We start from the raw sequence: 12,547 nt of genomic DNA, 5'->3' as shown, positions 1-12,547 counted from the left end.
GGTCACTGCCCTGCCGGAAGGTAGTCGCCGAACAGGAAGCCGAAAATCGTCGGGTACCGGATCCACGCTTCGGTGGACGGCTTGAACGGAACGGTCGCGGTGTCGGTCACCACGAACGATGCGTTTCCGTCGCGGACCGGATCGAAATTCGGCATTCCGTGGCAGTTGGGGCCGCCCGACGCACCGACCACAGGCAGATCCTCCTCGTGGTTGTAGGGAGTGGCACCACCCATGAAGCTGGTGCTGAGCATCAGGGCCGGGTACTTCCCGGTGCCCGCCATCGGCTCGAATGCGACGCGGGCGTCGTTGAGTCCGACGATGAAACAGGTGAGTTCGGGCGAGTACTCACCGAGCAGTGTGGTCGTATCGGTCAGGACATCGAGTGCGGTGGTGAGCTGACCTTCGTTCTCCCCCAGTACGTCCCGACCGGTATTGGCGAGCCCGGTGAGATTCATCAGCAGCAGGTCGAGTTGCTCCTGCTCGTCGACGATCGTGTCGCCCACATCCGTTGCATTTCCGATGGTGGTCATCAGATCGGGCGCGACATCGGCATACAGTTGCGCGACATCCGCGCCGACCTCGAGATCGTATTCCAGTTGCGGCAAAGAAGGATTCATCTCGACGAGGTATTCGTCTGCGGCAACGAGGGTCGCGCCGAGGTCGTCGCCGCGCCCGGACAGTGCTTCGGACAAGGCGCCGAGGGTCGCGTTGAGTTTCTCGGGCTGGATCTGGGCCAGGACATCGGACAGGTGCTCGAAAACGGTGTTGAACTCAACTGTCACGCTGTCGGCCGCGATCACCGCGCCCTCCTCCAATGGAGTGGACGACGGATCGTCCGGCACGATGATGTTGACGAACTTGGCACCGAACACAGTGGTCGATTCGATCGCGACCTTTGCGTTCGACGGAATGAGATCCATCTGGCCCGGCTGCATCGCGAGTTCGAGAACGGCCCCGTTCGGGCTGTGCTCGATCGAGGCGACCCTGCCCACCTCGACGCCGCGCAGTTTCACCTTGGCATCGGTTTCCATCACCAGGCCGGAGCGCGCCGAGGTGACGGTGATGGGTGTGGTGGAGGTGAATCCACCGACGAACAATGTCAATGCCACGACGATGATCACGGCCAGTCCGCCGACCATTCCGACGGCAGCAAGTTTCTTCTTCCACGAAGCGGTTTCCATGCGCGCCCTATCCCGACAGATTGAAGTTGCCGGAGGTGCCGTACACCGCAAGGGAGATCAGGAGGGTCACCGTCACGACCGCGATCAGTGAGGCCCGCACCGCGTTTCCGACTGCCACGCCGACACCGACCGGCCCTCCACTCGCGTTGAAGCCGTAGTAGGTGTGGATGAGCATCACCGCGACCGCCATCACCATGGCCTGCACGAACGACCACAGGATGTCGGTCGGGATGAGAAAGGTCGAGAAGTAGTGGTCGTATACGCCCGCCGACTGCCCGTAGAGCACAACGGTTGCAAACCGGCTGGCGATGAACGACGCGATGACCGCAAGCGAGTACAGCGGGATGATCGAGATCATCCCCGCCATCACGCGGGTCGAGACGAGGTAGGGGATCGACGGGATCGCCATGGTCTCCAGCGCGTCGATCTCTTCGGAGACACGCATCGCGCCGAGCTGCGCCGTGGAGCCGGCCCCGATCGTCGCCGCGAGACCGATGCCGGCAATGGTCGGAGCGGCGATGCGCACGTTGATGAACGCTGCGAAGAAGCCCGTGAGCGCCTCGACTCCGATATTGCCGAGAGAGCTGAATCCCTGCACGGCGATGATGCCGCCGGTGAACAAGGTCAGGAAGCCGACGATCACGACGGTTCCGCCGATCACCGCGAGCGCGCCTGTGCCCATGCTGATCTCCGCGATCAACCGCACGGTCTCTTTCGGATAGTGCATCACCGCGCGCGGCATGGTGCCGAGCGCGCGAGCGAAGAAGAGCGCTTGTTCGCCGAGCTTGTCGATCGACTTCGACGTGTTGCCGAGTCGTCGCGCAACTCTGGGGAACCGACCTGTCATCAGTGCCATCGTGTGTCCCCCCTCATCCGCCGGTCAGCTTGATGCCGACCGCGGTGACGAGGAGGTTGACGACGAACAACGCCATGAAGGCGAATACGACCGTCTGGTTGACAGCGTCGCCGACGCTCTTGGCGCCGCCTCGCACGTTCAGACCGAGGTATGAGGCGACGAGTCCGGCGATCATGCCGAACAGCCCGGCCTTGACCTGGGAGATCATAAGTTCCCCGAATCCGGTGAGCAGTGTGATGCCGTTGATGAAGGCGCCCGGGTTCACGCCTTGGAAGAAGACCGAGAATCCGAATCCACCGAGGATGCCGATGGTGCAGACAAGTCCGTTGAGCAGTAGCGCGACGACGGTGGACGCGAGGACCCGCGGTACGACGAGACGCTGGATCGGATTGATACCGAGCACCTTCATCGCGTCGATCTCCTCGCGAATGGTCCGTGCGGCCAGGTCGGCACAGATCGCGGTGGCGCCTGCGCCGGCGACGATGAGCACGGTGACCATGGGTCCGACCTGGGTGACGGCACCCAGTGCGGCTCCCGCTCCGCTGAGGTCGGCCGCGCCGATCTCTCTCAGCAGGATGTTCAGTGTGAAGCTGACGAGCACGGTGAACGGAACCGCGACGAGGATGGTCGGCATCAGGGAGACCCTGGCGACGAACCAGGCCTGGTCGATGAATTCGCGTCGCTGGAACGGACGGACGAACGCGGCACGCGCAGTCTCGCCCGTCATGGCGAAGAGCCCACCGACGGCGCGAAGGGGGACTTCGAAGAGGTCTACCACCGCGTCCCCCCATCGTTCGATGATTCGCCTGCACCACGCCACAGCAGCAGTAATGCTGTGACCCGCGTCATATTAACTAGAACGTGTTCACGTGTCAAAGATGCATCGCTTCCACGGTTGGAATATCGGTCCTGCTGACGAAAAACATGAGCGGATTCAAAGAATCCGAGCAGACATAAGCCGGTTTACACTGGGACTTTGATGAGAATCCGAACGCCCGGGAGACCTTTCCGCATCGTTGACACCATGCGATCGAGGCATCGAAATCAGACTTGATCCAGCAGCAAAACTAGAACAGATTCCTATTTGGTTTCGGCATCGAAAGAGCAATTCATCCCACGGCCGGAGCACCTCCGCGGCACACGAACTGCACAGTAACCGACACTGCCAGTTGCAGTAAACCCGATCCGGACGAGCGTCCGAATCGAACCTCCTACGAAGCTTAGAGGCGAACTACAGGTCGAGAGCGGCAGATGCCGAGAACGTCCTGCCCGGATCCCGGTCGGAGAAGTACCCACCGAGCTCGGATGCGAGAGCGGCAGGGGTCCACTGCCCGACTGCGTCGAAGCGCTGCTCGACGGTCGGCGCTGCCATCAACGCAACCATCGGGCCGTAGACGATGAAGACCTGACCGTTGACCTTCTCCGCCGCGGGAGAAGCCAGGTAGGACACGAGCGATGCGACGTGGTCGGGTGAAAGTGGGTCGATCTCCCCGTCGGGTGCATCGCCGAACACCGCTTCCGTCATCGCGGTGCGAGCACGAGGGCAGATCGCGTTGGCACGGACGCCGTACCGCGACAGACCACGCGCCGCCGACACCGTGAGTGAGGTGATCCCCGCCTTCGCGGCACCGTAGTTGGCCTGCCCTTCGGGGCCCAGGAGCCCGGCTTCGGACGAGGTGTTCACGATCCGCGCGTACACCGGGCCGCCGACCTCCTTCGACTTGCCGCGCCAGTAGGCGGCGGCATTGCGGCACAGGAGGAAATGACCGCGCAGGTGCACCGAGACGACCGTGTCCCATTCCTCGTCGGACATGTTCGGAAGCATCCGGTCGCGGACGACACCGGCGTTGTTGACGACGATGTCGAGGCCGCCGAACCGATCCACTGCGGTGGCGACCATTGCGTCAGCGGTCTCTCGTTCGGCGACACTGCCGGCCACGAACTCGGCGTCGACCCCCAGCGACCGGATCTGCGCGAGGGTGTCGTCCACCGCGTCACCGGGAGCGAGGTCGTTGACGATCACCCTCGCGCCCGCACGGGCGAGACCGAGTGCCTCGGCGCGTCCGAGTCCCGCACCGGCACCGGTGACGACCGCAACCTTGCCTTCGAGCGACACATCGTCGCGACCGTTGCCGACAGCACTCATTCACGCACTCCCTTGCGAAGTCGGGCGGGACATCCGACATGCCCTCACCCGTGGCCCACCCCGGAGATCCGAAGCCGACCAGGAATCTAGAACTTGTTCCTGTTTATGACAAGACCCCCGGCAGATTCCCCGTGGGCCCGTCGCTAGCGAACCTCGGACAGCGCCGCACGCGGGCACTGTGCGATTGCGTCACGAACGAGATCCTCACTCCCCGCAGGAGTGGGGTGCACAACGATCAGTTCATCGTCGTCGTTCAGATCGAAGACCTCGGGTGCGATTCCCACGCACACCCCATTGGCCTCACAACGGTCGAAGTCGACCTCGACATCCATTTCCGGACCTCATTTCCTCGCCGTACGAGTCGTTCGAACTTACACTAGAACGCGTTACAATTCTGTGCAATGATTCGTCGGATCCTATGACGACGAAGGAGCGTTCGTGGACATCAACTACACCCCCGAGCAGCAACGGCTGCGCGCGGAACTGCGCGAGTACTTCGCCGACCTGATGACGGAAGAACGGCGCGAGGCGCTTGCCGCCACCACCGGCGAGTACGGCTCGGGCAACGTATACCGCGAGGTCGTCCAGCAGATGGGGAAAGACGGCTGGCTCACGCTCGGCTGGCCGGAGGAATTCGGTGGCCAGAACCGTCCCGCGATGGATCAGCTGATCTTCAGCGACGAGGCCGCCATCGCAGGAGCACCCGTTCCGTTCCTGACCATCGACTCGGTCGCGCCGACGATCATGCACTACGGCACCGACGAACAGAAGGCGTACTTCCTCCCGCGTATCTCCGCCGGTGAACTCCATTTCTCCATCGGATACTCGGAGCCGGAAGCGGGCACCGACCTCGCATCGCTGCGCACCAGTGCCGTCCGCGACGGCGACGAGTGGGTGATCAACGGCCAGAAGATGTGGACGAGCCTGATCGCCTACGCCGACTACGTCTGGCTCGCGGTCCGCACCGACCCTGCGGCAAAGAAGCACAAGGGAATAAGTATCCTCATCGTCCCCACCGACGCCGAGGGATTCTCGTACACACCGGTGCACACCATGGCGGGCCCCGACACGAGCGCCACCTACTATCAGGATGTCCGGGTCCCGGCATCCGCACTCGTCGGGGAGGAGAACGGTGGCTGGGCACTGATCACCAACCAGCTCAACCACGAGCGGGTCGCGCTGACCTCCGCCGGACCGGTCCTCAGCGCACTGCGCGAGGTCCGCGCCTGGGCTCAGCAGACGCAAGGTCCCGACGGGCGGCGAGTGATCGACCAGGAATGGGTCCGGATCAACCTGGCGCGTGTGCACGCCAAGGCCGAGTACCTCCAGCTCATGAACTGGGACATCGCCTCCGGCACCGGTCCGCTCGGACCTGCCCCGGCCTCTGCCAACAAGGTCTTCGGAACGGAGTTCGCCACCGAGGCGTATCGCCTGCTCATGGAGATTCTCGGCCCCGCGGCGACCGTACGGCAGAACTCGCCCGGCGCACTGCTGCGCGGACGCATCGAGCGGATGCATCGCAGTTCGCTGATCCTCACCTTCGGCGGCGGCACCAACGAAGTGCAGCGCGACATCATCGCGATGACCGCACTCGGCCTGCCGCCCTCCAAGCGCTAGAAAGGACATCCATCGTGGATTTCACTCTCACTGAAGCGCAACAGGACCTCTCGGAACTCACGCGCAGCATCGTCACCGACATCGTCACCAACGAACATCAGCGCGGCCTCGATGCCGCAGAGGACCGCACCGATCACATCCTGTGGGACGCACTTGCGTCGTCGGGGGTTCTCGGCGCGGCACTGCCGGATTCGGTCGGCGGCGACGGATTCGGCCCCCTCGAACAGGCCAGCATCCTCATCGAACTCGGACGCGCCGCTGCGACGGTCCCTTATCTCACGTCGATCGTCGTATCCGCTTCCGCAATAGCCGAATTCGGGACGAAGGAACAGATCGAGGAGTGGGGTGAACCCGCTGGATCCGGCGAGAAGATCCTCACCGCCGCGCTGACCGAGGAGGTCAACGACGATCCGCTCCACCCCGTTACCTCGGCCACCACATCAGGTTCCGGCCACATACTGACCGGCACCAAGATCGTGGTCGACACCGCACCTGTCGCCGACGGCTTCCTCGTGCCCGCCACTACGGACGACGGGGTCGCGGTGTTCCTGGTGCGCGCCGACGATCCCGGCGTGAGCGTCACACCGCAGCAGACCACGAGTTTCGGATCCGCGGGCATCGTGACGCTGGGCGGGGTCGAGCTCGGACCGGATCGCGTTCTCGGCACTGACGGTGCCACCGTCGCGGCGTGGCTCCGCGACCGGTTCCTCCTCGGGTCGGCTGCATACCAGTGCGGAGCGTTGGACCGAGGTCTCGAACTCACCGCCGAGTATGCACGCGAACGGGTCCAGTTCGACCGTCCCATCGGCAGCTTCCAGGCCGTCGCTCAACGCCTGGCTGACGCGTACATCGACGTCAGGGGCGTGCGACTGACGCTGTGGCAGGCAGCCTTCCGCATCGCCGAGGGCGATCCTCACGAGCAGGAACTGCGCACCGCCGCATTCTGGGCAGCCGATGCCGGGCATCGGGTCGCGCATACCGTCGTACACGTCCACGGCGGTGTCGGGCTCGACGAGGATCATCCCGTTCACCGGTACTTCCTCGTTGCGAAGCATCACGAGTTCTTGCTGGGATCGGCCACGACGCAGTTGCGTGCACTCGGCCGGGAACTCGCCGACGCTCCCGCCTGACGCTCCCCTGCCCGACGTTCGGAGGAAGTCATCATGCTCGACACGGTTACCACACTGCTCCGGCGCCTCGACACGGTCGACGACCGGGGCGTGCTGTTCGAGGACTCCTTCGTCTCGTGGCGCGACCACGCCGCGCTCTCCCACGATCGGGCGGCGCTCTTGCGCGACATTCTCGATCCGTCGCGCCCACGGCACATCGGTGTGCTGCTCGACAACGTGCCGGAGTTCTCGTTCCTGCTCGGGGCTGCCGCGTTCTCGGGATCGGTGGTGGCGGGTCTGAACACCACCAGACGCGGTGAGGCGCTCGCCCGCGACATCCTGCTCGCGGATTGTCAGGTGGTGTTCACCGAGACCGCACACATCGGACTTCTCGCCGGACTCGATCTACCCGGTGTGCGGGTGATCGACATCGATTCCGAGGAGTGGCGCGCCACGATCGCCCCGTACGAGGGCTCCGAGCAGATCGTCGACGACATCGCGTCCGACGATCCCTTCATGTTGATCTTCACCTCCGGCACCAGCGGAGACCCGAAGGCCGTGCGATGCACGCACGCGAAGATCGCCGACCCCGGGAGCATGCTCGCCGAGAGGTTCGGTCTCGGCCCGGCCGACACGGTCTATCTCTCGATGCCGATGTTCCATTCGAACGCCATGATGGCCGGCTGGGGCGTCGCACTGGCCGCCCGGAGCAGTGTCGCTCTGCGTCGCCGGTTCTCCGCATCCGGGTTCCTGCCCGACCTGCGGAAATTCGGAGTCACGTACGCGAACTACGTGGGAAAGCCGTTGTCCTACGTCGTCGCCACACCCGAACGGCCCGACGACGCCGACAATCCACTGCGCATCATGTACGGCAACGAGGGCAGTGCGCCCGCGGTCGCCGAATTCGGTCGCCGATTCGGCGCGACCGTCGTGGACGGATTCGGTTCCACCGAAGGCGGCATCGCAATCCGCGCGACCGCCGGCAGGCCTGCCGGGTCGCTGGGACTGCTTCCCGACGGCATCGAGATCCTCGACACCGAAACCGGGCTCCCGTGTCCGCCGGCAGTGTTCGACGACGACGGGCGGATCGTCAATGCCGACGAGGCCACCGGGGAACTGGTCAACTCGGATGGCGCAGGCGCGTTCGCGGGGTACTACAACGACCCCGAGGCCGATGCCGAGCGCCTGAGGAACGGTCGCTACCACAGTGGCGATCTCGCATACCGTGACGCCGACGGGTTCGTGTACTTTGCGGGTCGCAGTTCGGGATGGCTACGCGTGGACGGTGAAAACCTCGGTGCTGCACCCATCGAACGGGTACTGTCACGATACCCGGGGTTCTCACAGGTGTCGGTGTACGCCGTGCCCGACCGTTTCGTGGGCGACCAGGTGATGATCGCGGTCGTCCCCGCTGTCGATGACGAGTTCGATCCGGCTGCCTTCGCCGAATTCCTCGATACTCGAGCGGATCTCGGTCCGAAGCAGCTCCCGACGTTCGTCAGGGTCGCCCGGAGCCTCCCCCAAACGGCAACGTTCAAGATTCTCACGCGCACACTCTCGGCCGAACGATGGCACTGCACGGACCCTGTTTGGGTGCGAGAGAAGGGCGAAAGCGAATTCCGCCTGTTGACAGCAGAACTCGCACAGCTTCTCGACCGGGATCCCTCTGTGCCCGCATAAGAACTCCGCCGGTGTGTGGTTCCGGTAGCCCCCGCTACCAGAACCACGCACGCGCGCGGAGCGCTATGCGTTCGCAGCCTCGTTCAACCGCTCCAAGGTGCCGGTCGCGTCGAGGTATTCCTGTACCCAGCGCTCGATGACCGCGGAAGTCTTCTCCACCTTCGTGAACTGACCGACGACCTGACCCACCGGGTTGAAAGCGACGTCGACGGATTCGTCCGGGTACTTGTGCGTAGCGGCGACAGCCATACCGGAGACCATGTACTGCAAGGGCATACCGAGGGGCTCGGGGTTCCCCTCCTGCTCCCACGCCTCGGTCCAGTCGTTGCGCAGCATGCGGCAGGGCTTGCCGGTGAACGAGCGGCTGCGCACGGTGTCGCGGCTGCCGGCCTTGATGTAGGCATCCTGCTGGACCGCCGTATTCTCGGCTTCCTCGACCATGAGCCACTGCGAACCCGACCAGACGCCCTGCGTGCCGAGGGCAAGAGCGGCAGCGATCTGCTCACCGCTGCCGATACCGCCTGCAGCCAGCACCGGAACGGGCGCGACTTCCTTGACAACCTGTGGCCACAACACGATCGAGCCGACCTCGCCGCAGTGTCCGCCGCCTTCGCCGCCCTGAGCAATGATGATGTCGACGCCTGCATCCGCATGCTTGCGGGCCTGGTACGGAGAACCGCACAGCGCCGCGACCTTACGTCCGGAGTCGTGGATGTGTGCGATCATGTCGGCCGGCGGCGTGCCGAGTGCGTTGGCGATGAGCGTGACTTTCGGATGCTGCAGCGCGACCTCCACCTGCGGGGTGGCGGTGGCTTCGGTCCAGCCCAGCAGCTGCAACGCGTTATCGTCCCCGTCCTTGGGTACTGGGACACCGTGATCGCTGAGGATTCCACGGGCGAATTCGAGCGTCTCCTGCGGAACCATCGACTGCAGCATCTTCGTCAGCTCGTCGGCGGACAGGTTGGCATCCATGCCCTCGTACTTGCCCGGAATGACGATGTCGACACCGTAAGGCCGGTCGCCGATGTGCTCATCGATCCAGTTCAACTCGATTTCGAGCTCTTCAGGCGTGAAACCGACGGCGCCGAGGACGCCGAAACCACCCGCCTTGGCCACAGCGACGACAACGTCACGGCAGTGAGTGAATGCGAAGATCGGGAACTCGATGCCGAGTTGGTCGCATAGGGGTGTGTGCATTCGGCACTCCTCGAGAAGAGACGGTGAATAACTGAAACAAGTTCCACCATAGGGCCAGCGTGCCCGAATGAACATGTCGAGTGTGCAGTTTTTCCGAAACCGCCCGGCGTGTCGCGACAACGACTGCACACTCGAATTGGCTACTCCACAACAAACGCGCCGTCGGCGCCGCCCGCCGCGCATTCGACACCACCGACTGGTCACGCGACGTCGAATTCCGCTACCACTGCCTCAGCCAGCTCCACGAAGCGCTGACCAGAAACATGGAGCGTCTGCGCCGGATAGTGGTGACCGAGGTCGGCTGCCCCATCGGCGTGACCAGAAGTCAGATCGAAGAGCCGATCGACGAGGTGAAGCACTGGGCCGAGTACGGCCGCAGCTTCGACTATCTGCAGGACACGGGAATGCACCCCACGGTGATGGGTCCGGCGCGCAGACTCCTGCACTTCGACCCGGTCGGGGTCGTCGGCGCGATCACGCCCTGGAACGTGCCGTTCTATCTCAATGTCGCCGAGACGATGCCGGCGCTGATGGCCGGAAACACCGTCGTCCTCAAGCCTGCACAGCTCACCCCGTGGTCTGGCAGCGAACTGGGACGCATCGTCGCCGAAGAAACCGATATTCCGGCCGGCGTCTTCAACGTCGTACTGTCGAACGCCAACGAAGTGGGCGCGGCACTGTCGTCGGATCCGCGGGTCGACATGATCACCTTCACCGGTTCGACCGCGACCGGACGAGCCATTCTGGCCGCCGCCGCACCCACGGTCAAGAAGACGATGCTCGAACTCGGCGGCAAATCCGCTCATATCGTGCTCGACGACGCCGACCTCGGCGCGTCGCTTCCCATGGCGGCGGTGATGGCGTGTGTGATGTCGGGGCAGAGTTGCATTCTGCCGAGCCGGATCCTGTTACCTCGCAGCCGCTACGACGAAGGCATCGCGGTGCTGAAGGCCACGATGGAATCCTTCCCGGTGGGCGATCCGTGGGTTCCCGGCAACATGCAGGGACCGCAGATCAGCGAGACCCAGCGTCAGAAGGTGCTCGGCCTGATCACCGACGGTGTCGAATCGGGCGCGACCCTCATCACCGGCGGCGGCATTCCGGAGGACCTGCCGACGGGTTACTACACCCAACCGACTCTGCTGGGCGACGTCGATCCCGATTCCCGCGTGGCGCAGGAAGAGATCTTCGGCCCGGTACTGACCGGCACCGCCTACGACACCGAGGACGACGCCATTGCGATCGCGAATAATTCGATCTACGGCTTGTCCGGTGAGGTGAGCAGCGCCGACAACGATCGGGCGCTGGCCGTCGCGCAGCGCATGCGCACCGGCAGTGTCACCGTCAACGGAAAGTCCTTCTTCGGGATCACGAGTCCGTTCGGCGGTACCAAACAGAGCGGTCTCGGCCGACGCAACGGCACGCAGGGTTTCGAAGAGTACCTCGAAATCAAGACGATCGGACTGCCCGGCTGAACGAGAACCGACTGCCCTCAGATGACGCCGCGCTCGCGCAGATCGGCACGCTCGCCTTCGGTCACGCCCAGCAGGTCGCCGTAGACAGCGGCGTTGTCGTAGCCGGCGATCGGCGGGCCTGCACGACGCACCGAACCGGGGGTGTCCGCCAAACGTGGCACCACCCCCGGTCCGAGAACATCGAGGCCGGTGCGTTCGTCATGATGGGAGAGCAGCATGTCGCGCGCCTGGAACTGGTCGTCGGCGACCACTTCGGCCACCGTATTGACGGGCCCTGCAACGACACCCGCGGCCGACAGGTGTTCGAGCAGCTCGGTGAGGGGCCATGTCGCGGCCCACGCGCCGATGAGATCGTCGAGGTCGTCCTGATTGACACCACGCGCAAGGTGGTCGGCGAACTTCGCATCGTCGGCCAGTTCCGGGCGATCCATTGCCACGCACAGGCGCCGGAAGACGGTGTCCTGATTGGCCGCGATGACAATCCACATGTCGTCGGCGGTGCGATACAGATTCGACGGCGCGATGCCCTCGAGCCGCGTACCGGACGGGCCGCGAACCACCCCGGCAGCGTCGTAGTCGGGAATGACCGACTCCTGGACGGCCAGGCACGCTTCGGTCAGCGCCACGTCGACGATCTGCCCACGTCCCGTCCGCTCGCGGCTCAGCAGCGCAGCAAGCACTCCTTGGACGGCGAACATGCCGCCGAGGGTGTCGCCGAGTGACAGCGCGAGACGCGGCGGCGCCTGCCCGGGGTAGCCGTTCAGGTGCCGGAGACCGCTTTCCGCCTCCGCGACCGAGGCGTATCCTGCGTGCCCGGCTCTGGGGCCGGTCTGTCCGTATCCGGACACGCGCGCAAGCACGATGCCCGGGTTGACCTCGGAGAGCACGTCGTAGCCGAGGCCCCATTTCTCGAGTGTGCCGGGCCGGAAGTTCTCGACGACGACGTCGGATTCGGCGACCAGCCGGCGGAAGAGGTCCTGACCGTCGGCCGACCGCAGATCGAGGGTGATGCACCGTTTGTTGCGCGCGTGCACGGTCCAGAAGAAACGGTGGCCATCACGCTCCCCCTGCCCCCAGGTGCGCAGCGGGTCGGGACGCTTCGGATCCTCGATCTTGATGACGTCGGCACCCATATCGCCGAGCAACCGCCCGGCGAACGGACCGGCGATCAGTGTGCCCAGTTCGAGTACCCTGATCTCTCCGAGCGCACCGGCTGCGGTCTGCTCTGTCGGCTCGGTCGGTGTGCCTGCGGTATCCGTCGTCACTGAGTGTCCATTTCTTTCCGG

At 64.5% G+C, this 12,547-nt stretch carries 11 protein-coding genes; 4 read left to right on the top strand and 7 right to left on the bottom strand.

Annotated elements, in window-relative coordinates; genetic code table 11:
* Positions 1–2: 2 nt before the first annotated feature.
* The 5 genes from MWU77_RS00290 to MWU77_RS00270 all read right to left on the bottom strand — a co-directional run bounded on the left by MWU77_RS00290 (position 3) and on the right by MWU77_RS00270 (position 4,515).
* Positions 3–1,181 carry an MCE family protein gene (locus tag MWU77_RS00290; protein WP_169688193.1) on the bottom strand — a complete coding sequence of 393 codons (1,179 nt, stop codon included), beginning with the start codon at positions 1,179–1,181 and terminating at the stop codon, positions 3–5.
* A gap of 7 nt (positions 1,182–1,188) precedes the next feature.
* On the bottom strand, positions 1,189–2,037 hold the full coding sequence (locus MWU77_RS00285; RefSeq protein WP_169688192.1) for an ABC transporter permease: 849 nt from the start codon (positions 2,035–2,037) through the stop codon (positions 1,189–1,191).
* 13 nt (positions 2,038–2,050) lie between these two features.
* Positions 2,051–2,815, bottom strand: coding sequence for an ABC transporter permease (locus MWU77_RS00280; RefSeq protein ID WP_132476421.1), 765 nt, complete (start codon positions 2,813–2,815; stop codon positions 2,051–2,053).
* A 453-nt stretch (positions 2,816–3,268) separates the two neighbouring features.
* The gene (locus tag MWU77_RS00275) at positions 3,269–4,183 is read right to left on the bottom strand and encodes a 3-oxoacyl-ACP reductase (protein ID WP_247272676.1); all 915 of its coding nucleotides are present in this window, start codon (positions 4,181–4,183) and stop codon (positions 3,269–3,271) included.
* Positions 4,184–4,326: 143 nt separating this feature from the next.
* Positions 4,327–4,515, bottom strand: a complete 189-nt coding sequence (locus MWU77_RS00270; protein WP_054714149.1) for a ferredoxin — start codon at positions 4,513–4,515, stop codon at positions 4,327–4,329.
* A 106-nt stretch (positions 4,516–4,621) separates the two neighbouring features.
* Here MWU77_RS00270 and MWU77_RS00265 point away from each other — a divergent pair, with 106 nt between their 5' ends.
* From MWU77_RS00265 to MWU77_RS00255, 3 genes are read left to right on the top strand one after another with little or no spacing between them, the layout of a single operon-like run.
* Entirely contained in the window at positions 4,622–5,800 is a 1,179-nt protein-coding gene (locus MWU77_RS00265) for an acyl-CoA dehydrogenase family protein (protein WP_169688190.1), read from the top strand.
* A gap of 14 nt (positions 5,801–5,814) precedes the next feature.
* Entirely contained in the window at positions 5,815–6,930 is a 1,116-nt protein-coding gene (locus MWU77_RS00260) for an acyl-CoA dehydrogenase family protein (protein ID WP_247272675.1), read from the top strand.
* 33 nt (positions 6,931–6,963) lie between these two features.
* Positions 6,964–8,589: a long-chain-fatty-acid--CoA ligase gene (locus tag MWU77_RS00255; RefSeq protein ID WP_247272674.1), complete on the top strand. Its 1,626-nt coding sequence runs from the start codon at positions 6,964–6,966 to the stop codon at positions 8,587–8,589.
* Positions 8,590–8,652: 63 nt separating this feature from the next.
* Here MWU77_RS00255 and MWU77_RS00250 read toward each other — a convergent pair whose 3' ends face one another.
* The gene (locus MWU77_RS00250) at positions 8,653–9,786 is read right to left on the bottom strand and encodes a nitronate monooxygenase (RefSeq protein WP_247272673.1); all 1,134 of its coding nucleotides are present in this window, start codon (positions 9,784–9,786) and stop codon (positions 8,653–8,655) included.
* A gap of 80 nt (positions 9,787–9,866) precedes the next feature.
* Between MWU77_RS00250 and MWU77_RS00245 the strand changes: the two genes are divergently transcribed.
* On the top strand, positions 9,867–11,261 hold the full coding sequence (locus MWU77_RS00245; protein WP_247272672.1) for an aldehyde dehydrogenase family protein: 1,395 nt from the start codon (positions 9,867–9,869) through the stop codon (positions 11,259–11,261).
* A 17-nt stretch (positions 11,262–11,278) separates the two neighbouring features.
* Here the strand turns inward: MWU77_RS00245 and MWU77_RS00240 are convergent, their stop codons facing one another.
* Complete coding sequence (locus MWU77_RS00240; protein WP_374229786.1) at positions 11,279–12,526, bottom strand: CaiB/BaiF CoA transferase family protein; 1,248 nt, start codon at positions 12,524–12,526, stop codon at positions 11,279–11,281.
* Positions 12,527–12,547: the final 21 nt, after the last annotated feature.

The sequence above is a fragment of the Rhodococcus sp. F64268 genome, from assembly GCF_023015605.1.
Classification (GTDB): domain Bacteria; phylum Actinomycetota; class Actinomycetes; order Mycobacteriales; family Mycobacteriaceae; genus Rhodococcus.
This window is presented reverse-complemented; position numbering and strand designations above follow the sequence as displayed.